Consider the following 23,523-nt stretch of genomic DNA (forward strand, 5'->3'; position numbering starts at 1 on the left):
GGCTCACTGGCCTGCGCTATCGCTCCAACGTTGCATCAAGGTGTTGGACGGCAAGCCCTCGTCCAGCAGCTTGCGTGCCGTCGCCACGCCCGCCACCGGCAGCCCCTCGGGATCGAGCAGGCCGATCTGCACCAGCACGCTGGCCTGATCCCAGTAGATATGCTCGTGATAGAGCTTGTCGCCGCGGAACTTGACCACCCCGATCATCGGGATCTCCACGGGCTTGCCGGTGGGGGCGACGTTGGGCAGCAGCCAGTCGATCTCGGTGGTGTGGGTGAAGCACAGGATGAACTCATCGACGATCTGCAGTGCGCCAATGGTGCGTGAGATCGGGATCAGCTTCATGTCCGGCGGGTTGCCGTGGACGAAGTGGTGCTGGTAGAAGCGGCTCAATTCTTCGGCGCCGACGCCTCCGGTCATGGTCGGGATGTGGTTGACGTAGGGTTGCGCGACCATCGTCGCCATGGTCGCGGCCACGTCGCGGGTATCGAACTCGTGCTTGATGTGTTCTTCCCACAGGGCCGAGAGATTGAAGTTCGGGCCGATTTCCCGCTTGAGTGCGGCGATGCTGCGTTCGTGGGCCATCAGCGAGGCCGACTTGTCGAAGTGTTCGCTGCCGGCACGGGCGAAGGCGTGGTCGGCGCCCGGGTAGAGGTACAGCTCGACCTTGTCGTTGCTGGCCAGGTGCTCGGTCAGTTGAGCCCGTGCCGAGGCATCGCAGTAGGCGTCGTTCTCGGCCATGTGCAACACGAAACGCCCCTTGAGGTGTTCCGCCTCGTGCAGCAAGTGTTCGATGCCCATGCCGTAATAGCCCACCGAACAGGCGGCTTGGGTGCGAGTAGCGGTCAGCCAGGCGAGTTTACCGCCCATGCAGAAGCCGACATAGCCCTGGCGTTCGCCTTGGACTTCTGGCAGCGCACGCAGGGCGGCGAAGCTGGCGTCGATATCCTGCACGGCGAGATCGACGTCCAGGCGTTGGAACAGGTCGATGGCCGTCTTGAATTCCGCCTCGGTGTAGCCCAGTTCAAGGCCGGGTTGCAGGCGCCAGAACAGGTCGGGCACCAGTGCCACGTAGCCTTCCTCGGCGTAGAAGTCGGCCACTGCACGCATGTTGGCATTGACCCCGAAGATTTCCTGGCCGATTACCACGCCAGGGCCCTTGCCGCTGGCCGGCACCGCGAGATAACCGCTGAAGGTTGCGCTGCTGTCCGGTGCCTGTATCTGAATCGTCCTGCCCATTGCTGCTACCTCATCGATTGTAAGAATTATTGGCTGTCGCGGTATTGTTCGAACCACACCCGTGGAGACACGCCCCGGTCGGGCCCGAGGATGGAGAAACCGCCATCCACTGGCACGTCGATGCCGGTCATCCAACTGGCCCCCGGGGAGCACAGGAAAGCCACCACACTGCCGACCTCCTCGCCACGGCCGACCCGGCCCAACGGGTGGAAGGGCGCGCCGACCCGATCGGCTAGAATGGGGTCGTTGCCGCTGAACGTTGCCACGCTGGGCGACCAGGTCCAGGCCGGCGACACGCTGAGCACGCGGATGCCGCTTGGCGCCAGTGCCACCGCCAGGTTCTTGGTCAATTGCAGGATGCCCGCCTTGGACGCAGGGTACAGGGCGCGTCCGGCGGCGCCAAACTTGCCGCCAGTGCTGCCGATGTTGACCACCACGCCGTCGGCCGGCAAGAGCGGCGCCACCTGCTGGGTGAAGATGGCTGCCGACACCAGGTTCACGTTCAGCGTCTGCAGCCACTGCGCGCGGGTCGAAGCCAGACCCTGGTCGGCGTATAGACAGGCGTTGTTGACCAGGATATCGACACGACCGAAGCGTGTCAGGGTCGCTTCGATGCAGCGCTGGATGTCCTCGTCGCGCTCTACGTCGCACACGCTGAACGCACAGTGTTCGCCCATCGCGTCGGCCAATGCCTGGCCATTGGCGGCGTTGCGTCCCACCAGCATGACCTGCGCGCCAGCCGCCAGCAGCTGCTGCGCGATATCCAGTCCGAGCCCCTGGGTACTGCCGGTGACGATCGCCACCTTGCCTTCGAGCCTCATGCGGCATCCTCCCATTGCAAGGCCTGGTCGACGTCGCAGATACGTGCGATCAACGCCATGCTGGCCAGCGAAGCGGTGTGAGCGTCGGCATCGGCGCAGGCGCAGGCATCGGCGGCCACGGTGACCTCGAAGCCGCAGTCCACTGCATGGCGCACTGTGCTTTCCACCACCGAGTGAGTGGCAACCCCGGCGATCAGCAGGCGCTGGGCGCGGAACTTGTGCACCAGCTGCTCCAGCGGCGAGCCGTAGAAGGCATTGATACGCTGGTGGGTGACGCTCAACTCGTCACTATTGGCCAGCGGCGCCAGGTCGCTGAAGAACTCGGCGCCCCAGCTGCCTTCCTGCACCGCGCCGATGGCTGCCACATTGCGCAGGATAGGCGCGTTCTGCAGCAAGTCGGCGTAATCGGGGCGAAATGCCACCCGCACATGGATGATTGACCAGTTGCGCGTCCGGGCACCATCGAGCAGGCGCCTGGCGGCGTCCAGCAGGGTGACACGCGCGCTGTCCTCAGCGCCCAGGCCGACGCGGATCTTGCCGTCCGGATGCAGTACATCGTTCTGGTAATGCAGGGCAATGACCACGGGCGCAGGCATCAGACGAACACCTCGAGGTTGGCGAACACGTCGTTGCAGTTGATCAGGTCTACCCGCTTGAGCTGGATCTTCCAGCCGCCGCTGTCCTGAGCCGCCAGCTTGTAGGTGTAACGCCCGGCTAATTGACGCTGCTGCAGGCGCCACTCGCTGACCTGGAACGTCGCGCTGACCACCAGCAAGCCCTGGGCATCCAGACCTTCGACCATCACATTGCCGACCAGGTGCGCAGTCTGGGTTTGCGGCTGCTGGGACCAGTTACGGGCGTTCTCCACCCGGCGAATGCGCACCTCGCGCAGCATGCGGTTCTCCCAGAACAGCGAGATGTGGTCGAACGGGTTGTCCTGCCCGTGCTGTTGCGGCACCCAGTACATGCCGCTGTCGGTGAACAATTGGTCCCATTCCCAGAAGCGCCGCTCATCGAGCAGGCGTGCCTCGCGGTAGAGAAACTGCTCCAGCTGGCGCAGGGTTTCGCCCGGCACGTTGGCCGGGGTGAGCGAGCGGGTGTCGACGTCGATCTGGCGGTCAAGCAGCATGGGTACTCTCCTTGGCGATCAGAGTGGCGGTCATGAAGTGCTTCCAGGCCGCGAACTGGTTGCGCATCGGCAGCTCGCTGGTGCCATTGGACGAGACGGCGCCGTCTTCCAGGACCAGGTCGGTGCCGACGTAGCGGTGCATGCTGATCCAGTCGCCGCCGCGGGTCATGTTGCCCTCCTGGCAACGGGCATAGACCTCCACGTCGTCGGGCATCACGTTGGAGGACGGGGAATTGATCACGTTGGCGTAGGTCAGGGCACGGTCGAATACCGCATCCGGAGCGCCCTTGCAGCGGAAGGTCTGGATCTCGACCAGGGTCTGGTCCACTGCGATCGGGCGGATCACGCGAAACTGCATGAATACCGTGTGCGGCGAACCGCTGCCGTAGATCACCGTGTTATGGCGGTTCATCCCAAGAATCTCGCGGGCGCGGCCCTCGCCGTAGGCTTGGCTGAGGCATTCGAAATGTGCGCGGGACACGTCATCACGCTCGGCCGCTGCCGGATCGAAGATCGCTTCCATGTAGCCGTGGCCATTGTGGTAGGCCCGCAGTTCGAGCTTCTCCCAGAAGTCGTAGGGCTCGCCGTTGCCGTCCATGATCAACAGTTCGAACGGCATTTCGCCTAGCGCCTGGGCTTCTTCGCGGGCGGCATCGACCGACGATTCGTGGGTGACGCGGGCATGCATGGTGTCGTGCAAGTTTTCGTAGAACACCTTCCAGTTGGAGCGCTGCTGGACCCGGAAGATGCCGCCGGCCACTTCCACTTCGCCGACCGGCGAACGGTCGCAGAGGTTGTCGATGGAGGTGATTACACCGCCCAGGAACTGCTTGAGATCCGGGCCATGGGCGGCTTGGCTGGCGAACACGAAGCCACGGTAGCTCTCCACCCGTGCCAGGCTCACCATCGAGAAGTCGGCATGCTTGGGGTCGTAGCAGGTGCCTTCGAAACCGCTTTTCAGCGGCGCCGACAGGTGCTGACCGTCGAGTTTGAAGGTCCAGGCATGGTACGGGCAGCGAAAGAACTTGCCGACGCTGCCGTCACCGTCGGCCACTAGCTTGGCGCCTTTGTGCGGGCAGCGGTTGTAGAGCACATTGATCTGGCGATCGGCGCCACGAACCATGACCACGTCCTGGTCGCCGATGCGCGTGGTGTGGTAGTCGCCAGGCTGCTTGACCTGGCTTTCGTGACCGACGTAGATCCAGGCGTAGCCGTAGATTCGCTCCATCTCCAGCTTGAACAGGACCGGGTCGGTGTAGACGCTTTTATGCACGCTGTCCTCGCGGACCAAGGCAGCGATTTGCTCATTGGTAGGGATCACGGTTTTTCCTCGGCGGTTACAGGTCGAGCACCAGCAGCGGGCCGCTGGCACGAGAAACGCAGGTACAGAAACTGCCCGCGGCACGATCGCGCGCGGACAGGCAGATATCCCGGTGGTCGGCATCGCCTTCGAGCACCTGGGCCACGCACACGCCGCAGTCACCGCGGCGGCAATCGAATATCGGGTCGAGGTCGGCGGCGAGCATGGCGTCGAGAACGCTTTGCCCGGCGGCGACCTGCAGGCTCACGCCGGTGGCCTGCAGGCGCACCTCGAAGGCTTGGTCGCCGGCTGCTTCGAGGGCGCCGTTGAACAGTTCGAAATGCAGGTGGTCTTCGGCCCAGCCACATTCCCGGGCGCACGCCAGCACGCTGCTGAGCATCGCCGCCGGGCCACAGATGTACAGGTGCAGGCCTGGGCGTGGGTGGGCGAGCACCCGGGCGGCGGGGAAGCGCCGCTGTGGGTCGCCGCCGCTGATCCAGCAATGCATGTCGGGGTAGCGGCGGGCTTCTTCGAGATAGGCCATCTGCGCGGCATCACGTCCGGCGTAGTGCAGGGTAAAAGGCTTGCCTTCAGCTTGCAGGGCGCGGGCCATGCCCAGCATGGGGGTGATGCCGATGCCGCCGGCGATCAACAGCACGTGGTCGGCGCTGTCGCACAAGGGGAAGTGGTTCTGCGGTACTTCCGCGGTGAGGACATCGCCAGGCTCGAGCGAGTGCACCCAGCGTGAACCACCGGTGCCGGCCTCTTCGAGTTGCACGGCGATCTCGTAGCAATCGCTACCTGAGAGGTTGACCAATGAATAGGCGCGACGCTGCAGCCGTTCGCCGGGAACGTGCAGCTCCAGATGAGCGCCAGCGGTGAAGACCGGCAAGGGTCGATCTTGGCTGCCAACCAGCAGCAGGCGGCGGATTCTGGGGGTCAGCGCCTCGACCTGATGTACCTTGAGAAAGAGGCTGGGCATACGTAGTTCCTGTGTGAGTACGTAGCCACTTTATGAAAGGGGGAGTGGGGGAAATAGCCGCGAATGGCAAAGTTGTAGCCGGAATTGGCGAGATTGTTTGAGGGGGGCAGTGGTGCTGCGATGGGCTCGGCGCTGATGTTTTCAGCGCCCATGAGATCGAGCGTCGCGCGGGCGGCGCTCGATCTCATGGGCGCTGCAAAACCCAAGCGTACGCCTCTCAAACCCCCAAATACCGCTGCGACAAATCCGCCTGCGCCGCCAGCTCCCCAGGCGTCCCCTGCCAAACCTGGCGTCCCTTCTCGATGATGTGATGCCGATCCACCACCCGCGCCATTTCCTTCAGATTCTTGTCGATCACCAGTATCGTCTCACCTTCGGCCTTGAGTGCCGCCAGGCAATGCCAGATCTGCTCACGAATGATCGGCGCCAGGCCCTCGGTCGCTTCATCGAGGATCAGCAGGCTGGGGTTGGTCAGCAGGGCGCGGCCCACCACCAACATCTGCTGTTCGCCCCCGGACAACGTGCGCGACAGCTGATCCTGGCGCTCCTGCAACCGCGGAAACAGCTGGTACACCCGCGCGAGGTCCCATTTGCCCTTGCTGGCGGTGGCCAGCAGGTTCTCGCGCACGCTCAGGCTGCCAAAGGCGCGGCGCCCCTCCGGCACCAGGCCTAGGCCCGCCTTGGCGATCCGGTAAGGCGCGGCGCCGAGCATTTCGGTGCCGTGAATGCGAATACTGCCAGCGCTGGGCTTGATCAGGCCCATGATCGACTTGACCGTGGTGGTCTTGCCCATGCCATTGCGACCGATCAGCGATACGACCTGGCCTTGCTCGATACTCAGGTGCATGTCGAACAGCACCTGGCTCAGCCCGTAGCCAGCCACCAATCCTTGCACTTCAAGCATGTTCTTCTCCCAGATAAGCGGCCCGCACCTGCGGATCGTTGCGCACCTGCTCGACGGTGCCGGTCAGCACCGTCTGGCCATACACCAGCACCGTGATGCGGTCGGCCAGGGCAAATACCGCGTCCATGTCGTGCTCCACCAGCAGGATCGAGTAGCGACCCTTGAGGCTGTGCAGCAGCTCGGTCATACGTGCCGATTCGTCGCCCCCCATCCCGGCCATTGGTTCGTCGAGCAACAGCACCGATGCTTCCTGGGCCAAGGCCAGGGCAATCTCCAGCTGGCGCCGCTCGCCGTGGGACAGTTCACTGACCGGGTCCTGTGCCCGGTCCTGCAGACCAACCTGTCGCAAATATTGCAGCGCGGGCTCCAGCAGGCGTCGGTCACGGGCCAACGGTTGCCACATGGCAAACGCTTGGCCTTCACGCGCAGCGATGGCCAAGCCGACGTTCTCGAGCAGGCTGAATTCGGTATACAGCTGGCTGACCTGGAAGGCCCGGGCCAAACCAAGCCGTGGGCGTTCCCAGGCCGGAACCTGGGTGATGTCGCGGCCTTGCAGGTGGATCTGCCCCTGGTCAGGGAAGATTTCCCCGGCGATCTGCGCAATCAAGGTGGACTTGCCTGCACCGTTGGGGCCAATGATCGCGTGCAACTCACCGCTGGCCAGCTCCAGGCAGGCATCGTTGGTCGCCTTCACGGCGCCGAAGGCCTTGTGCAGTCGGCGTATCGACAGTTGTCCGCTCATGGCTGTACCTCCCCACTCGCCACCACCAACGCTGGCGTGGCCTTGCGCCTGGGCCGAAACATCCCTAGCAGCAGGCCATACACGCCTTGCTTGCCGAACAGCACCACCAGCAACAGCAGCGGCCCGAAGATCAGCATCCAGTGCTCGGTCCATTGGCTCAGTACCTGCTCCAGGCCCAGATAGGTCGCGGCGCCGAGTACGGGGCCGAGGAGGGTGCCGACACCGCCCAGGATGACCATGGCCATCAGCTCGCCGGACTTCTGCCAGGCGCCCATGTCCGGGCTGACGAACAGTGCATAATTGGCCCAGAGAATCCCTGCAAGGCCACCACCGGTGCCGGCGATGACGAACGCGGTCAGGCGATAGCGCAATGGTTTGAGGCCAAGGCTCACGGTACGCCGCTCGCTCTGCTTGAGACCGCGCAACACGAAGCCGAAGCGCGCGTTCACCAGGCGTCGGCACAGTAGCAGCCAGCCCAGCAACAACGCACTGCACAGGTAGTAGAAATGGTTGGCGTCGGAAAGGTCCAGGGCACCCAGAGTATTGCGCTCGCCGAGCAGGATGCCGTCGTCGCCGCCATACAACGACAGCGAACTGAGCACGAAATAAAGCATCTGCCCAAAGGCAAGGGTGATCATGATGAACTGCACGCCGGTGGTGCGCAGCGACAGGTACCCCACCACCAGCGAGAACAGGGCACAGATCAGCAGCGCCAGTGGCCACACCACCAGCGCATCGTTGCTCCCCGCCCAACCCCACAGCGGCATGCCCTGGGAGGTGTGGAAGGCGACGATGCCGACGATGTAGCCGCCCAGCCCGAAGAAAGCGGCATGGCCGAAGCTGACCATGGCGCCATAGCCGATCAACAGGTCGAGGCTGATCGCGGCCATGCCGTAGATCGCCAGGCGGGTGAAGAAGCTGACCAGGTAGGGCTCGTTCAGCCAGTTGGCCAATAACGGCACCAGGGCGAAGATCGCCAGGCAAGCCAGGTCGATGACAAGACGTGGTGACATGCGGTTCTCCTCAGGCTCGGGCCGGCAGCAGGCCGCGCGGGCGCAGCAGCAGCACCACGGCCATGACGATGTAGGCACTGGCGGACACCAGGCCGGCGCTCACGGTGCCGCTGCTCTCGCTGGGCAGCAGTTGGTCGAGCAACGGCGGGATGTAGGCGCGGCCCAGACTGTCGACCATGCCGATCAGCAGGGCACCGACCAGTGCACCGCGTACCGAGCCGACACCGCCGACCACGATGACCACGAAGGTAGTGATCAGGATTTTTTCGCCCATACCGATTTCCACCGACAGCAGCGGCGCCGCCATGAACCCGGCGAGCCCGCAAAGTACGCAGCCGAACACGAACACCAGGGTATACAGCCGGGCGATGTTCACCCCTAGCGCACCGACCATTTCATGGTCATCGGCACCGGCCCGTATCAGCATCCCAAGGCGTGTGCGGCTGATCAGCCACCACATGCCGATGGCCACGACGATGCCGGCGGCGATGAACAGCAGGCGGCTGACCGGGTACATCAGTCCAGGCAGTACTTGCACGAAGCTCGAATACCACTGCGGCGTCGGCATCGCGGGTGGGCTGCGTCCGAACAGCACGGTCAGCAGTTCGTTGCTGAAAAACACCACCGCCAGGGTCGCCAGCACCTGGTCCAGATGGTCGCGCTGGTACAGCCTGCGCATGATCGAGGTCTCGATCAGCGCTCCGTAGCAGGCGGCGCCGAGCACGGCTGCCAGGCCCCCGAGCCAGAACGACCCGGTGCTCATCGCGGTGTATGCAGCGCAGAAAGCGCCGACCATGTAGAAAGCACCGTGGGCGAGGTTGATCACGCCCATGATGCCGAAAATCAGGGTCAACCCGGAGGCCAGCAGAAACAGCAGCGCGCTGTACTGCAACCCGTTGAGAATCTGTTCGAGCAATAACATAGGGCTTTCCTCATAAGCGCGCCCCGCAGCGGGCTGCAGGGCGAGCAGCGGCAGCAGCGGCTCAGAGCTTGCAAAGCGCCGCGTAGCTGTCGACGTGGTGACTGGCCAAGGTCTTGATCGGCACTTCCTGCAACTTGCCGTCGGCGCCGGTCTGTACCTGCAACAAGTACCAGTCGATCACCGGGTGCTGATTCTGGGCGAAGCTGAAGTTGCCGCGAATCGAATCGAACTTGACGTTGTGCATGGCCGTGCGGAATGCCGGCGCATCCTTGAGGTTGCCCTGGGTGGTGTTCAGCGCCGCCCCTATGAGGCGCGCGGTGTCGTAGCTCTGGGCCGCGTACACCGTGGGTTGGCGCTTGTATTTCTCGGTGAATGCCTTGACGAAGGCCTGGTTGGCCGGATTGCTCGATTGCGGGTTCCACAGGGTGACGATATTGGTGCCCTTGGCCACTTCGCCAGTGGCTGCGAGCATGCGCTCGTCCATCGAGAACACCGGTACCACCATCGGAATCGTCGCCGACAGCCCGGAACTGCCGTATTGCTTGGCGAAGTTGATGCCACCGCCACCTGGGTGGAACTGGAAGATCGCGTCAGGTGCCAGCGAACGGATGCGAGCCAGCTCAACCGAAAAGTCCAATTGGTTGAGCTTGGTGTAGATTTCGGTGACTTCGCCCTTGAAGGTGCGCTTGAAGCCCGCCAGTGCGTCACGACCACCTTGGTAGTTGGGGGCGAGGATGACCATCTTCTTGTAGCCCAGTTCGTTGGCAGCGACCCCAGCCATCTCGTGCGGGGTGTCGTTCTGGTAAGAGCCGACGAAATAGTTGGCCATGCACTTTTCGCCTGCCAGCGTCGAAGGGGCGGTGTTGATGCTGACGTAGAAGCCATCCTTGGTCGCGGTGTTGATTACCGCCGCCAGCACATTGGAGAAGATCACCCCGGTGTACAGCGAGACACCGTCCAGACTCATGCGGTCGGCGATCTGCTTGGCCTTGGCCGGTTGCAGTCCGTCGTCCTCGACGATCAACTGCACCGGCACGCCGCCGAGCTTGCCACTTTCCTGGTCGATGGCCAGCTGGAAGCCATCGCGTGAGTCCTCGCCCAGGTAACCGGCGGGGGTCGACAAGGTTGTGATGAAACCGATCCGGACAGGCTCCACGGCCTGCACGGCGGTAGCCGCGCAGAGGGAGGTTGCCAGGCATGCACGCAGTATCAGTGTTTTCATGATGCGGCCTTTGCAGGTGGTCGAGGAGGGCAGCGTTGCAGTACTCGGACGGGCCGATGTGTTGTTGTTAGGGGTTCAGCTGTTGCTTTCGGTGAACTTTTCCAGGTACAGGCGGCTGTGCTCCAGGGCGTGCTCGCTGCGCCAGGTCTTGATCGACTCGACCATCGGTGGCGGGCCGCACAGGTACACATCGAAAGGCTGGTCGCGCAGCGCGGCGGCGTCCAGGTGCTCGGCGATATAGCCGGCTTTGCCGGCCCAGTCGGTGCTGGGCTCGCTGACCACCGGGGTGAAGCGAAATCCGGGTATGCGCTGGGCGTAGGTTTGGATCCGGGCGAGCTCGCACAGGTCAGCCGCATCGCGAACGCCGTAGTACAGCTGCACGGGCTGGCCGCAGCCGCCCTGGGCGGCGATCTGGTCGAGCATGCCGAGAAATGCCGACAGCCCTGTGCCGCCGGCGACCATCAGTACAGGCCGGTCGATGTGACGCAGGTAAAAGGCGCCCAAAGGGGCCTCCAGTTCGATCACATCACCGACCTGGCAGCGCTCGCGCATGTAGTCGCTCATCACGCCGCTGGGTAGCAACCGAATCAGGAACTGCAGCTGACTGCTACCAGGCGCGCTGGCGAAGGAGTACGAACGCCTATGTTCGGTGCCTGGCACCTTGAGTCGAGCGTACTGACCGGGCAGGTAGTCCAACGCGGCGCCGGCCACGCCGGTCTCGAGGTGGAGGATGGCGGTGCTCGGCGATACCTGCTGGACTTGGCTGACCGTGCCTTGCAGGCTCGCCGGCTCAGCGCTGCCACACAGGCTGGAAGCGAAGTCGAAGTAGAACGCGGCGTCCGACTGCACGCGAGTTTGACAGGTCAGCACCTTGCGCTCGGCCAGGTCCTGGGCAGACAAGGCCTCGTCGTCCACGTAGTCCTGGGTGTACTGGCCCGATTCGCAGCGGCCCTGGCACGTGGCGCAGACACCTTCGCGGCAATCCAGCGGTATCTTGATGCCGCTGCGCAAGGCCGCGTCGAGCAGGATCTCATTGCTCTGCACCTGGCAGAACAGCGTCTTGCCGTCGGCAAAACTGAAGGCGACTTTGTGGGTCATGGTCGAGTTTCCGCAACAATCAGAGGTGGTAGAAGTCGAGCACGGAGTTGATCCGGTCGTTCAGCAGCACCACGTGCTTGCGGGCGATCTTCCAGCTATCGCCGTCGGGGCGCAGGCGGTAGGTGGCCAGGCCATAGAACTGATCGCTGGCCTGCATGCGGTAGAACAGCGTGTGCCAGTTGACCCGCACTTCCAGCTCGTCATTGGCCAGCGGCGCGATGCGCACATTGTTCAGCAGGTGCACGGTGCGTGGCATGGGAATGGTCGAGGCGGCTTTGCCGGTGCGGATGCGGAACACACGGTCTTCCAGGCCGCCGCGGTTGGCGTAGTAGATCAGTGACATGCCTTTCTTGGGGTCGGTGGTATACACGTGTTCGGAATCCCACTGCGGCAGGTGGAATTCACTGTCCTCACTGAACATCGCCAAGTAGGCATCCCAGTCCTGGTTGTCACACGCCTCGGCATTGCGGTAGAGGAACTGTTCGACGCGGTATTGCAGTTGCGCATTCATGGTCACACTTCCTTGAGCTTGAGCGATTGCTGCTCGTTCGCCTTGCGGGCCAGGCCTTCGAGCAGGAACCGTTGCCAGTTGGCGTGCTGGTTGACGTACAGGCCTTCGTGGGTGAATTCGGTCCCGGTCAGGGCCGGGCGAATACCGATGGTTTCGCTGTTGGGCGTGGCGCCCTCGACCCACTTGCCTTCACCGCGGGAAATATCGCTCCAGCGCTCCAGGCGTGCCTGGAAGCCGCGCTGGGCCTCGCGGAATTCCACCAGGTCGTCTGGCGTGCCGAGTCCGGATACGTTGAAGAAGTCCTCGAACTGACGAATGCGGTTCTCACGATCGGCGTCTGACTCGCCCACCACACCCAGGCAGAAACTGTTGATCTCGGTCTTGTTCCAAGCGATCGGACGGATGATCCGCAACTGCGAGCTGATCTGGTCGAGGAAGAACATGCTCGGGTAGATGTTGAGATTGCGAAGGCGGTGCATCATCCATTCGGCCTTGCCTTGACCATGTTCCTCGACCAGCCTCGGCATGATGGTGGCGTAGCCAGGTCGCACGGCTGGGTTGGGCATATCGCTGAACAGCACGCTATGGCCGTTGTGGAAGGCGAACCAGCCGTCATCGGTTTCCTTGTCGCCGGCACCGAGCTTGCTGTAGTCGAGGGTATCGCTGGCGGTCAGGCCTTTTTCGGCATTGACTTGCTGGCGATGCTGCACGGTGGCGACATAGTTGTAATGGACGGTGCTGACGTGGTAGCCGTCGAGGCCGTTTTCGTTCTGCAGCTTCCAGTTGCCGTCATAGGTGTAGGCACTTTTGCCGGGCAGTACTTCGAGCTGACCGGTGGGCGACTGCGCCACCATCATGTCGAAGAACACTTTGGCATCGCCGAGGAAGTCTTCCAGAGTATCGCTGCCAGCGACGTCGAGACTGACGAAGACGAAACCCTTGTAGCTGTCGATACGGGCTTTCTTCAGGCCGCGGGTGGCTTTGTCGAAGCCTTCCGGGTATTCGCCGGGCGCCTTGACCTTGACCAGGCGCCCATCGCTCTTGTAGCACCAGGCGTGGAACGGGCAGGTGAAGGTGGACTGGTTGCCCTTGCCGACCCGGGTCAGGGTGGTGCCGCGGTGCTGGCAAGCGTTGATCAGGGCATTGAGCTTTCCTTCGCCATCGCGGGTGATGATCAGCGGTTGGCGTCCGGCACGCATGGTCATGAAGTCGTGATTGTTGGCGATTTCACTTTCGTGGCAGGCGTAGATCCAGTTCTTCTCGAAAATCAGTTCCATTTCCAGGTCGAACAGTTCGGGCTCGGTAAACATATCGCGGGCGATTCGGTAAACACCGTCCTGTGGCCGAAAGTCCAGGCAACTTTCAACAAATTGTTTCCACTGTTCGACGCTTCTCGTTTGACTCATGGTGCAGTCCTCGGCCATCGGGCTAATTCATGCATCCATTAAATGAGCAGGCCGGCTGCAGGGTCTATCCGCTTAATAAGTGAAAAGCATCCGGAAAATCGGCGGTAATTTTCCAACTCCGTTGCCGAGCCCTGAAAACCGGGAATTAAACCGATTTTGGGGCTAAGCATTTGGCTAATTGTCTTCAAATATCGGGATAGCCGCGACCCATCTGCGTAACGCTTAATGCGTCCCCAGACACCGATAGAGTGTTTTTCAAGCGCTAACGACGACTGCCCTCTGCATAACGGCCATGCGGCCGTCCAAATAAAAATGCCGCGTTGCCTGCGGCCTGGGGAAGAACGCTATGTTGCAACGAACTTGGTGGGTGAGGGGTGTACAAACGATTGGTCTGTGCGCGCCGTTGTTGGCGCAAGCCGATATCGTCGAAGACAGCAACTTGGCGCTGGGACTGCGCAACTTCTACATCGATCGCGACTTCAAGGGTGACGACCCGACGCGTTCGCGGGTCGGTAGCTGGACCCAAGGTTTCGACCTGCGTTTCGCCTCTGGCTATAGCGATGGCCTGCTGCAATTCGGCGTCGATGCCAACCTGCAGTACGCCGTTCGCCTGGATGGCGGGGGCGGGCGTGGTGACGACACCATCATTCCCTATAGCGTCAGCCGCCAGGCCCAGCCCGACGACTATGGGCGAGGCGGGTTGACCTTGAAGATGCGCTATTCCAAGACCGAACTGAAGATCGGTGAGCTGCGACCGATCCTGCCTGTGGTGGTGATCGATGATTCCCGTCAGTTGACCACCACCTTCCGCGGCGGCTTGCTCGAGTCCAAGGAAATCGACGGGCTGACGCTGCACGCCGGGCGCCTCACTGAAATCGGGGCGCGTAACTCGTCCAATTACCAGAAGCTCTACCTGCAGACCGGCTCCGGTGTGGTGCGCGACAGCGACGGGATGAACCTCGCAGGTGGCAGCTACGTGTTCAACAAGGCCTGGACCGGCAGTTACTACTATGCGCAAGTCGAAGACATCTACCAGCAACACTATCTGGGCGTGACCAACCTGACCGACCTGGGCGCCGGTTACGGGTTGAAGACCGACCTGCGCTACTTCAACAACAACGAGGACGGCGATGCCCTGTATGGCGACATCGACAACGCCTCCTACGGCATCATGACCACCTTGAGGAAGGGCGCTCACGCGTTCGGCGTGGGCTACCAGCGCATGCTCGGCGACAGTAATTTCCCCACCCTGGGCGGTTACGTGCCGCAACCCTTCCTGGTCAACTGGTCACGGGTGGCGTTCATCAAACCCAACGAGAAGTCCTGGCAGGCCCGCTATGACTATGACTTTGCCGGCATGGGTATTCCGGGCCTGAAGTTCATGACCCGTTACCTCAAGGGCACCTCGATCGATCGTGGTGACAGCTTGAGCGAGGCTGCCGAAAGCGAGCGCAACCTGATCTTGTCCTATGTGGTGCAAAGTGGGCCTTTGCAAGGTTTGGGCTTCGAGGCGGGTAATGTGGTGGCCAAGTTCAGCCATGGTAACGATTGGGTCGAGAATCGCCTGGTGACGATGTACACCTGGAAATTCTGGTAACGCTCTGCCCCGAAATCGAACATCACCTGGCGCCGCAACCAGGCGCGCCAGGGGTGTTCGAAGGGCATGGACAGACAATCGGCGCGTCCGATATCCAGTTATTCATTCATTGCTAGCCAGAAAATCCGAATATGCCCAGTGACCGGCATGCCGGGCATAGCCTTTGCTTGGCCAATGAGCAAACGTGCCGAAGAGCGCGCCGATATCCCTAGCCGTGGGTGCATTTTCATGAACCAACCGAGCATTGTTACGTTCAGAGATATTCGAATCGATCGCTACGACCTCGCCGGTGCGCGGGACTGGATGGCCGGTATCTGTGGCCCGCATGAATTGCACACTCACCAACCGAACCGCATTCACTTTCACCACAGCGCCAACGTCTTCAAATCCATGTCAACCACACTGGGGCGCATGGAATACGGGACCGATGTGACCATCGGTGTCGAGGATGCCGAACACCTCAATTGCTACAGCCTCAGCTTGCCGCTGCGTGGCGAGCAGGAACTGATCAAGAATGGCCAGCGCCTGCGGTCCGACCGCGACCAGGGGCTGATCGTCACACCCTACGAAACCCAGACCCTGAGCATGACCGGCGACTGTCACAAGGTCTCGGTGGTGATCACCCGCATGGCCATGCGCCAGACCCTGGAATCGATGCTGCAGCGTCCGCTGGACGTACCGCTGGTATTCGAACCGGTCATGGATGCGGTGGAGGGGGCGTCGGCCTCATGGTGGCGCATGGCTCGCTATTACGTCGAAGAACTGGAACGTGGGCACGGCCTGTTCGCCCATGTGGCATTCACCCGCGATGTGGAAACGGCGCTGATCAAGGGGCTGATTCTGTCGCAGCCGAACAACTACACCGCTGAGCTGCGCGAGCAGACCGACAACAAGCTGCCGTACTACCTGGTGCGGGCCAAGAACTATATCGAGGCCAACGCCCGTGAAGAGATGCACCTGGAAGACATCGAACAGGCCGCTGGGGTATCGCGGTTCAAGCTGTTCGAAGGTTTTCGCAAGTCCTTCGGACTCTCGCCCATGGCCTACCTGAAGAAGTACCGACTCGGCGCTGTGCGCCAGGAGATCCTCGAGGATGCCTCGCAACGCAACATCTCGGTGATCGCAATGGGCTGGGGGTTCTCGCACTTGGGGCGCTTTGCCAGTGAGTACCGCAAGCTGTTCAACGAAGCGCCCAGCGCGACCCTGCAACGCAACGAAGCCCGCCGCAATCGGTTGGTGTGAGGTGAACGGCTTGCATGGCAGCACCGCCAACCGGCTCGGACTTGACCTTTCGGCGCTGCTCAAGCAGCCGGGATTCAGCAGTCGTTCTGCCTTGGCAGCCCAGCAGCGCCTGGGCGAGGCGTTGGTGGATCATGAGCTGGACTGGCCCGACGGCCAAGTGGAAGTGACCCTGCACCGTGGCCAGGTCGCCAGTTGCGAACTCTACGCGCTGCGCTACGGCGGTCAGGTGGAGATCCGTCCTCAGCCCTTCGAAGATTTCGTGCTGGTGCAGATGCCATTGCAGGGCAACGCCACCTTGCAGTGCGACGGCGTCAGCTATTGCGTCAGCCCTGGCGACACCGCGGTGCTGGCACCGCGTCAAAACGCGCGGGTGATGTGGAATGCAGGTTGTGAGCAACTGATACTCAAGTTGCCACGTGCCCTGTTCGAGGCCAGTCAGCGCCACCTTCAGCTGGATTCAGAGCTGCCCGCGCTGAGCCGACTGCAACGACCGCTGAGCGTGCGCTGGCTGCGCTTGGTCAGCGAGTTGCTCGAGCATTTGCCTAGCGGCGAGCAGGCCGTTCCACTGTCGCCTTGGCTGCGGCACCTGGAGCAGAGCCTGCCGCTGTTTCTGCTCAGCCATTGTTCGGCCGATCTCGCCACCCGCTGCGAGCTGCGTCAGCCCGCGCGCCATCTGGAGCGTATCGAGGCGTGCATGCGCGGTCACCTGAACCGAAGCATCAGTCTGCCGCAACTGGCCAGCGAGGCGGGTATGAGCATCCGCAGCCTGAATAGCCTGTGCCAGCGCGAATTCGCGCAAAGCCCCATGGACCGCCTGCGCGCCCTGCGCCTGGATGCGGCCCGCGCTCACCTGATGGGCAACCCGCACGCCAGCGTCACCGAGGTGGCACTGGAATATGGCTTCGCTCATGTCGGGCGATTCGCCGCCTACTACCGCCAGCGTTTCGGAGAATTGCCGCGCCAGACCCGAGGCTAGACACGGCCTCGCTCATCCCTGGGCAAGGATGGGGGACGTGATGTGGCATTGCCTCCGGCGACCACGAGGTTTTGCGTCTAGGCTTTGGCAAGCACGAGACGGGAAACCTCGTACCGGTAGCAGCCCACCGTTGCAGGGCTGCGGTTAGACGCCAGCCCAGGGGAACGAGCATGGTCCAGGCCCGGGATCTGATCATCTGCGAGTATTGCGACGCCCTCTACCAGCGCACAACGCTCGAGCGTCATCAGCGCGCACTGTGTCCGCAGTGCGGTGGGGTGTTGTACCGGCACTGTAATCTGACGATCCAGCAGCGATTGGCGCTGGGCGTCACCGGTGGTGTGTTGCTGATATTCGCCAACTGCTACCCGGTCATGACCATCAGCATGCAAGGGCTGACCAATTCCGCCACCTTGTGGGATTCGGTGCAGATCCTCAGCAGCGGGAGCATCACCTTCATCGCGCTGGTCATGGCACTGGCCATCATCTTCGCACCGGTCCTGCAGATCGTCCTGTTGTGCTGGCTGCTGGGTTTCGCACTGGCTGGGCGGCGCGCACCGGGGTTTGCCACCTGCATGCGCGCCCTCGAAGCCCTGCGCCCGTGGAGCATGCTCGAGGTGTGCCTGCTCGGGGCAATGGTCGCAGTGATCAAACTGGCAGGGCTGCTGGAGGTCATCCCAGGTATCGGGCTGTTGGCCCTGGCGGCCCTGAGCATGCTTATCATCTATATCGCCGGTCGCGATATCCGTGACCTCTGGGAGCGGGTATGACGGCCCCTGCACGTGCCGATGAGGCCGGGCTGTGCCTGTGCCATGGTTGCGGGCAGACCTGCGACCTGCAGGCCAATGCCCATACTTGCACCCGCTGCGGTGCTGGCCTGCACCGGCGCAAGACCGACGCCATCGGCCGTGGCTGGGCGTTCCTGCTGGCTGCGTTGGTGTTCTACATACCGGCCAACCTGATGCCGGTGATGCACACCGAGATGCTCGGCAGTGGCAGCGATAGCACCATCGGCGGAGGTGTGGTCGAGTTCTGGGAGGCGGGGGCCTGGGACATCGCCTTGATCATCTTCATCGCCAGCATGGGCGTGCCCGCGATCAAGTTCTTTTCGCTCGGATTGCTGCTGTTCACCGCCGGGCGGCGTTCGACCTGGGCCCGGCGGCAGCGCTCGCAGCTGTTTCGCTTCGTCGAGTTGATCGGCTATTGGTCGATGCTCGACGTGATGGTCGTGGCCCTGGTGGCGGCCTTGGTGCAGTTGCGCGGCCTGGGCACCATCGAACCGCGCGAAGGCATCCTGTTCTTCGGCATGGTCGTGGTGCTGACCATGTTCTCGGCCAATAGCTTCGACCCCCGCCTGATCTGGGATAACCGCGACAATCAAGAGGGCCGCACGGATGGTGCAGGAGACTGACAAACAGGTGTCAGCCGGGCGGGCAGAGGTCCGCACCCGCCGCTGGAACGTGTCATTGGTGTGGATCGTGCCGATCCTGGCGATTCTCGTAGGGGCGTCGCTGGTAGTTCGCAACTGGATGCAGGAAGGCCCGGTCATCTCCATCTCGTTCAATTCCGGCGAAGGCCTGGTGGCGCACAAAACCCAGGTCAAGTACCGCAGCGTGGTGATCGGTGAAGTGACCTCCGTCGATCTGGCGGATGACCGCACCGGCGTCATCGCCAAAGTGCAGTTGTCCAACGAGGCCCGTTCGTTCGCCACCCAGGGTGCGCGCTTCTGGGTGGTGCGGCCGCGCATCGGCGCTGGCGGCATATCCGGGGTCGACACACTCCTGTCGGGCAGCTTCATCGGTGCCGATGCCGGCGAGTCCAAGGCGCCGGAGAAGCACTTCAAAGGCCTGGAGTTGCCACCACCGATCACCTATGGCGAGAAGGGCAAGCACTTCTCGCTGAGCGCTTCGGACCTGGGCTCGCTGGATATCGGCTCGTCGATCTACTACCGCAAGATCCCGGTTGGGGAGGTGGTGTCCTTTGCCTTGAAAGACGATGGCTCAGGCGTGGATATCGGCGTTTTCGTGCTTGCACCGTTCGATGCGTTCGTCACCACCGATACGCGGTTCTGGAATGCCAGCGGCATCGACATGCAGGTCGGTGCCAATGGGCTCAAGGTCGACACTGAGTCACTGTCCTCGATCCTGGTCGGCGGACTGGCATTCGGCTCACCGGACTTTGCCCCCGAAGCCCAGCCCGCAGCCGATCACACCCAGTTCCAGCTGTTCGGTGACAGGGACTCCGCGCTGGCACCCCCGAGTGGCCCGGCCCAGTACCTGCAACTGCGCTTCGACCAGGCCATGCGCGGCTTGTCGGTGGGGGCGCCGGTGGAGTTCAAAGGCGTGGAATTCGGCAAGGTCACTTCGATCAAGCTGGACTACGACCCGGCCAGGCAGAGCTTCCCGGTGGTGGTCGATGCGGTGATCTACCCGCAGCGTCTGGGGCCGGTCCATCGCAAGATGCTCGGCGTTTTCAAGAACAAGGAGGGCGACATGGCAGGTGCCAGACGACTGATCGGCACCTTCGTCGAGCACGGCCTGCGGGCCCAGGCGCGCAGCGGCAACCTGATCACCGGGCAGATGTTCATTTCCCTGGACTTCTATCCCGACGCCCCCAAGGTGGCATTCGACATGAACGCCAATCCCATCGTCATACCGACCCTACCGGGTAGTCTCGAAAAGTTGCAGGAGCAACTGCAGCAGGTGGTCGAACGTATCGGCAAGCTGCCCCTGGAAAGCATCGCCAGCAACCTCGATGGCACATTGCGCGATTTGCGGACCAATCTCAAGCAGTTCAACGGCCAGACCCTTCCGAGCGTGAAGGCGACCCTTGACGATCTGCAGAAGACCTTGCAGAGCGCCAACTCGACCATCGCCGAGGGCTCTCCCCAGCGTGAACGGTTCGGTGAGACCCTCGATGAACTCGAGCGCATGTCGCGCTCGCTGCGTGACTTGTCGGATTACCTGGGCCGGCACCCCGAATCGCTGATCCGCGGTCGACCGAAAGCGGCCGGGGCCGAGCGTGTGAAACCGTGAGGCGCATTGAGGAGCGAACCCATGCATCGACTGCGTAATCTCTGCATCGCCAGCGCGTTCGGCGCGCTCTGTGCCTGCAGCAGCGCACCGAACAACTATCACACCCTGGTAGCGGCCCAGCCACCCCAGGCGTCCATGCAGAATATCCAGGTGAGCAGGGTCAGCATGCCGCCGCAGGTGGACCGACCACAGTTGGTCGTTCGCCAAGGCAACAGCGGGCTGGCCATTCTGGAAACCGAGTGGTGGGGCGCGAATCTCGTCGATGAGTTCCGAAGCGCCTTGCAGGATCAATTGCGCGGCCCGGCAGCCGGGCCCAAGACCTTGGTGCGGGTCGACGTGCAACGGTTCGACACCGTGCCAGGTCAGTACGCCGCCCTGGAGGCTTGGTGGCGCATGAAGCGTCCCGGCGCGGCGGAAATGACCTGTCGCACTGCGGTACGCACGCCCGCGGACAACAGCATCACCAACCTGGTCAATGCCCATCAAGCCAATCTGCGCAAGCTCGCCGAAGCGCTACGCCGGGCAGCGGCACCCTCAAGTGCAGGCTGCCCTGGCGCTTAGTCTGGCCCGTGGACCCCAAGGAGCAAGCATGACGATGGACAACGTAATCGCCAGCATTGCCCGCATGCAGCGAACTTTGCTGCACATCGGCCCGGACACCGTAGGTAAACGGTTGGAACCGACCGGGCACGCTGAGTTGGATGGGCTGGCCTTGGCAGTCAACGGTTTGCTGGACCGGCTGGAGCGCAGCGAGGCCCGCGACAGGATGTTGCTGCAGAGCATGGCTGATGGCTTCTTCGAACTGGATCGATCAGCGCGCTTCGTCTCGGCCAACCCAGCGTTTTGCCGCATGCTGGGGTACCCGCTCACGCGCCTGATCGGTCAGACGTTCGCTTCCCTGCAAGGCGAGTCTGGCCAGGCGTTGGCCGTTGTGCCGAGCGTGACCGAAGCCGAGCCTGGTGCTCCAGTATCTACCTGGTTACTGCGGGCCGACGGCAGCACCGGTTATTTCGAGAGTCATGTCAACTGGCTTCTCGCCGCCAACGGCGATGTGCTGGGTTACCACGGGATCCTGCATGACGTCAGCCCACATGTGCAGCATCAGCAAACCTTGTTCGCGATGGCCTATCGGGACGTCCTCACGGGATTGAGTAACCGCAAAGCGTTTCACCGTGACCTGGCCATGCATATGGGCGTCGGCGGCGCGCCGTTGGCACTGCTGTTTCTCGACCTGGACCGGTTCAAGCAGGTGAACGATACCTTTGGCCACGATGTGGGTGATGAATTGCTGGTGTGCATGGCAGAACGCCTGCGCAATGCGGTGCGCGCCCCGGGCAAGGCCTATCGACTAGGGGGTGATGAATTCACCTTGATCTTGCCGACGGCCACGAGTGAGGCGGCGTCGGCCTTGGCTGAGCGCTTGCTCAGGGTGATCTGCGCGCCGGTCCGGATAGGCGACACCGTGATCGACTTTGTCACGCCCAGCATCGGTGTGGCGCTGGCACCTGAGCATGCCGAGGATGTACCGGGGCTGTTGAGGTGCGCGGACCAAGCAATGTACGAGGCCAAACGCCAGCGTGGGCGGGTCTGCGTTCATCGAACTTAACCAGTAAGATGCAGATCGATTCCGCAAGCGACGCATCCAACATGAAAAGGTCACTGTTCATCTCATTGGATGGCCCCAAGGGCACGGGTAAAACCACCCTGGCCGAGGCTGTCACCCAGCGCTTGCGGGCCGATGGCCACAAGGTGGCTCGTCTTTCAGAGAAGATGAATGACCCGCACAGAGCCGAAATCATGGCACTGGTCAACACCATGGCGAGAACTCCTTCGGTAGAGTTGGAACTGAGGATCTGCGAGCGACTTGCCCAGAGCCGTGCCTGGATTTCCCGGCAGGTGCTGCCCAAGCAGCCGCCGGGCTGCATCATCCTGATCGACCGATGGTATCCGTCCGATGCCGCGTTTCGCCGATGGATTCCATTTGCCGAAGCGCTGCGACTGAACATGCAGCAGCGCGTGCAGGTGCCCGACCTGCATGTCGGCGTGATCACCGATCCGCGGATATCATGGGCGAGGGCGCAAGCGCGTACACGGGGGCTCGGCAGTACGGTCATTCAGGCGTTTCATGAACATGACGCGGCGACCCAGGCGTTCGAGCGCGCGTTTGCCGATCAAGGTTGGCTGCTGTGCCGGAATGAGGGAACGATCGAGGCCGCTACGATTCAAGTCGTGGCGGCCATTGGTGCGGTGATGCGAGACAACTCGTGTTGTTGGGTGGGTGCTAGCCGTTGAGTTGCTGTGCAGGGGCTATGCTGGGTGGCGTCATTCCCCAAGCTTTCTGATCAGCCCACCAAATTGCTGAGCAGGCTCCACATAGCGCAGTGCAGACTTCATATCGCTCCAGCCGACGTACTCCATCAGCGTCTTGATGTCCCAGCCAGAGCTTGCCGCCCAGGTGGCGAATCCGCGCCGGATCGAATGAGCGCTGTAGATCTCGGCCTGCAGCCCACAGCGGTTCAGGATATCGCGGAGCAGGGGGATCAGGCTGTGGGCGGCAAGCGCGCGATCACTGATGTTGCCCCAACGATCTATGCCTCTGAACACACCGCCGTGGGTTATGCCGGCAGCCTCGATCCAGTTCAGGTACGCCTCAACCGGACAGAGCTTGCTTAGTGACGGTGTCCTGTACTCACGCCCGATGTTCTGCCGGTCGCCTTTGGAAGAACCCAGATAGAACCTGATCCCGACGTAGCGCTCGGCATGGGTGTTCTCGATCGTGAGCCTGGCCAGTTCATCGCCGCGGAACCCCCTCCAAAAACCCACGGTGAGCAGAGCGATGTCGCGAGTGGCCTTGAGCAGAGCGGCCATATTGCCTGCGGCTCGCGCCTGAGCGACCTCTGCTTCGAGGTGTGCCACGGCCTTTTCCAGATGCAGTAATGCCAGAGGCGCTGCCTGCTTTTGCTGAACGGGGTGCAGCGCTCGGATGCCTTTGAGCAACTGCCTGACCTTGGGGGCTTTGGTAGGGTCGGGAAAGCCGTTGTTCTGGTGCCAGTTCGCCAGCGCGGCCAAGCGTTGCTTCAGTGTGCTCAGGGCCAACTGGTCGGCGTACTCGGCGATGTAGCGCACTACTGTTTCGGTGGTTGTGGGCAGGAAGCCGCCCCAGGTGACTTCGAAGTGGAAGAGGGCGGCTGCATAGCTCTTGGACGTGTTCTGGCGAACGCTCGCCTCAAGGTACCTGTCTGCTTTGCTGGTGACTTCTACCACCTGAATTCCCCGTTCGAGCCTTTGAAGCTGGCTTTTGGCCTTCGTACTTTCTTTCGGGGGATTGTACCCGCCCTTTGAGTGCTGACAAGCGATAATGCTCGATTATGTCTTGTCAACAAAGAC

General features: G+C 62.4%; 24 protein-coding genes. 9 read left to right on the top strand and 15 right to left on the bottom strand.

Features of this window, described 5'->3' with window-relative positions; translation table 11 throughout:
• Positions 1-3: 3 nt before the first annotated feature.
• From E2H86_RS00465 to antA, 14 genes are all read right to left on the bottom strand, one after another.
• Complete coding sequence (locus E2H86_RS00465; RefSeq protein WP_133323925.1) at positions 4-1,239, bottom strand: dienelactone hydrolase family protein; 1,236 nt, start codon at positions 1,237-1,239, stop codon at positions 4-6.
• Between the two features lie 26 nt (positions 1,240-1,265).
• Complete coding sequence (locus tag E2H86_RS00470; protein ID WP_133323926.1) at positions 1,266-2,060, bottom strand: SDR family oxidoreductase; 795 nt, start codon at positions 2,058-2,060, stop codon at positions 1,266-1,268.
• Positions 2,057-2,656: a cysteine hydrolase gene (locus tag E2H86_RS00475; protein WP_133323927.1), complete on the bottom strand. Its 600-nt coding sequence runs from the start codon at positions 2,654-2,656 to the stop codon at positions 2,057-2,059. Before E2H86_RS00475 ends, E2H86_RS00470 begins: the two co-directional genes overlap by 4 nt.
• Positions 2,656-3,189, bottom strand: coding sequence for an aromatic-ring-hydroxylating dioxygenase subunit beta (locus E2H86_RS00480; RefSeq protein WP_133323928.1), 534 nt, complete (start codon positions 3,187-3,189; stop codon positions 2,656-2,658). The genes E2H86_RS00475 and E2H86_RS00480 overlap by 1 nt, the downstream gene beginning before the upstream one ends.
• A complete protein-coding gene (locus E2H86_RS00485) occupies positions 3,179-4,510 on the bottom strand; it encodes an aromatic ring-hydroxylating dioxygenase subunit alpha (protein WP_133323929.1) in 1,332 nt (443 codons plus the stop codon). Before E2H86_RS00485 ends, E2H86_RS00480 begins: the two co-directional genes overlap by 11 nt.
• Before the next feature lie 16 nt (positions 4,511-4,526).
• Complete coding sequence (locus E2H86_RS00490; RefSeq protein ID WP_133323930.1) at positions 4,527-5,471, bottom strand: PDR/VanB family oxidoreductase; 945 nt, start codon at positions 5,469-5,471, stop codon at positions 4,527-4,529.
• Positions 5,472-5,688: 217 nt separating this feature from the next.
• Positions 5,689-6,375: an ABC transporter ATP-binding protein gene (locus E2H86_RS00495; RefSeq protein ID WP_133323931.1), complete on the bottom strand. Its 687-nt coding sequence runs from the start codon at positions 6,373-6,375 to the stop codon at positions 5,689-5,691.
• Complete coding sequence (locus tag E2H86_RS00500; RefSeq protein ID WP_133323932.1) at positions 6,368-7,117, bottom strand: ABC transporter ATP-binding protein; 750 nt, start codon at positions 7,115-7,117, stop codon at positions 6,368-6,370. The genes E2H86_RS00495 and E2H86_RS00500 overlap by 8 nt, the downstream gene beginning before the upstream one ends.
• Entirely contained in the window at positions 7,114-8,130 is a 1,017-nt protein-coding gene (locus tag E2H86_RS00505; protein ID WP_133323933.1) for a branched-chain amino acid ABC transporter permease, read from the bottom strand. Before E2H86_RS00505 ends, E2H86_RS00500 begins: the two co-directional genes overlap by 4 nt.
• Before the next feature lie 10 nt (positions 8,131-8,140).
• Positions 8,141-9,052 (bottom strand): branched-chain amino acid ABC transporter permease, encoded by a 912-nt coding sequence (locus E2H86_RS00510; RefSeq protein ID WP_133323934.1) that lies wholly within the window; start codon positions 9,050-9,052, stop codon positions 8,141-8,143.
• A 61-nt stretch (positions 9,053-9,113) separates the two neighbouring features.
• The gene (locus E2H86_RS00515; RefSeq protein WP_133323935.1) at positions 9,114-10,274 is read right to left on the bottom strand and encodes an ABC transporter substrate-binding protein; all 1,161 of its coding nucleotides are present in this window, start codon (positions 10,272-10,274) and stop codon (positions 9,114-9,116) included.
• Between the two features lie 75 nt (positions 10,275-10,349).
• Positions 10,350-11,372, bottom strand: a complete 1,023-nt coding sequence (gene antC, locus E2H86_RS00520) for an anthranilate 1,2-dioxygenase electron transfer component AntC (RefSeq protein WP_133323936.1) — start codon at positions 11,370-11,372, stop codon at positions 10,350-10,352.
• A gap of 19 nt (positions 11,373-11,391) precedes the next feature.
• Complete coding sequence (gene antB / locus E2H86_RS00525) at positions 11,392-11,883, bottom strand: anthranilate 1,2-dioxygenase small subunit (protein WP_133323937.1); 492 nt, start codon at positions 11,881-11,883, stop codon at positions 11,392-11,394.
• A 2-nt stretch (positions 11,884-11,885) separates the two neighbouring features.
• The gene (gene antA, locus E2H86_RS00530) at positions 11,886-13,289 is read right to left on the bottom strand and encodes an anthranilate 1,2-dioxygenase large subunit (RefSeq protein WP_133323938.1); all 1,404 of its coding nucleotides are present in this window, start codon (positions 13,287-13,289) and stop codon (positions 11,886-11,888) included.
• Positions 13,290-13,635: 346 nt separating this feature from the next.
• Between antA and E2H86_RS00535 the strand changes: the two genes are divergently transcribed.
• The 9 genes from E2H86_RS00535 to E2H86_RS00575 all read left to right on the top strand — a co-directional run bounded on the left by E2H86_RS00535 (position 13,636) and on the right by E2H86_RS00575 (position 22,428).
• Positions 13,636-14,886: an OprD family porin gene (locus E2H86_RS00535; RefSeq protein ID WP_133323939.1), complete on the top strand. Its 1,251-nt coding sequence runs from the start codon at positions 13,636-13,638 to the stop codon at positions 14,884-14,886.
• A 228-nt stretch (positions 14,887-15,114) separates the two neighbouring features.
• On the top strand, positions 15,115-16,128 hold the full coding sequence (locus E2H86_RS00540; protein ID WP_133323940.1) for an AraC family transcriptional regulator: 1,014 nt from the start codon (positions 15,115-15,117) through the stop codon (positions 16,126-16,128).
• A gap of 10 nt (positions 16,129-16,138) precedes the next feature.
• Positions 16,139-17,104: an AraC family transcriptional regulator gene (locus E2H86_RS00545; RefSeq protein WP_196171758.1), complete on the top strand. Its 966-nt coding sequence runs from the start codon at positions 16,139-16,141 to the stop codon at positions 17,102-17,104.
• Between the two features lie 170 nt (positions 17,105-17,274).
• Complete coding sequence (locus E2H86_RS00550; RefSeq protein ID WP_133323942.1) at positions 17,275-17,871, top strand: paraquat-inducible protein A; 597 nt, start codon at positions 17,275-17,277, stop codon at positions 17,869-17,871.
• Positions 17,868-18,512, top strand: coding sequence for a paraquat-inducible protein A (locus tag E2H86_RS00555; protein WP_133323943.1), 645 nt, complete (start codon positions 17,868-17,870; stop codon positions 18,510-18,512). Before E2H86_RS00550 ends, E2H86_RS00555 begins: the two co-directional genes overlap by 4 nt.
• Positions 18,496-20,136, top strand: coding sequence for a PqiB family protein (locus E2H86_RS00560; protein ID WP_133323944.1), 1,641 nt, complete (start codon positions 18,496-18,498; stop codon positions 20,134-20,136). The genes E2H86_RS00555 and E2H86_RS00560 overlap by 17 nt, the downstream gene beginning before the upstream one ends.
• A 21-nt stretch (positions 20,137-20,157) precedes the next feature.
• Positions 20,158-20,697: a PqiC family protein gene (locus tag E2H86_RS00565; RefSeq protein ID WP_133323945.1), complete on the top strand. Its 540-nt coding sequence runs from the start codon at positions 20,158-20,160 to the stop codon at positions 20,695-20,697.
• Between the two features lie 28 nt (positions 20,698-20,725).
• Positions 20,726-21,742 carry a sensor domain-containing diguanylate cyclase gene (locus E2H86_RS00570; RefSeq protein ID WP_165976021.1) on the top strand — a complete coding sequence of 339 codons (1,017 nt, stop codon included), beginning with the start codon at positions 20,726-20,728 and terminating at the stop codon, positions 21,740-21,742.
• A gap of 41 nt (positions 21,743-21,783) precedes the next feature.
• A complete protein-coding gene (locus E2H86_RS00575; protein ID WP_133324384.1) occupies positions 21,784-22,428 on the top strand; it encodes a dTMP kinase in 645 nt (214 codons plus the stop codon).
• 30 nt (positions 22,429-22,458) lie between these two features.
• On the opposite strand, the gene E2H86_RS00580 is transcribed toward E2H86_RS00575, so the two are convergent.
• A complete protein-coding gene (locus E2H86_RS00580) occupies positions 22,459-23,400 on the bottom strand; it encodes a tyrosine-type recombinase/integrase (RefSeq protein ID WP_133323947.1) in 942 nt (313 codons plus the stop codon).
• Between the last annotated feature and the right edge of the window lie 123 nt (positions 23,401-23,523).

Origin of the sequence: Pseudomonas putida (assembly GCF_004357765.1) — a bacterium.
GTDB classification, from domain to species: domain Bacteria; phylum Pseudomonadota; class Gammaproteobacteria; order Pseudomonadales; family Pseudomonadaceae; genus Aquipseudomonas; species Aquipseudomonas putida_U.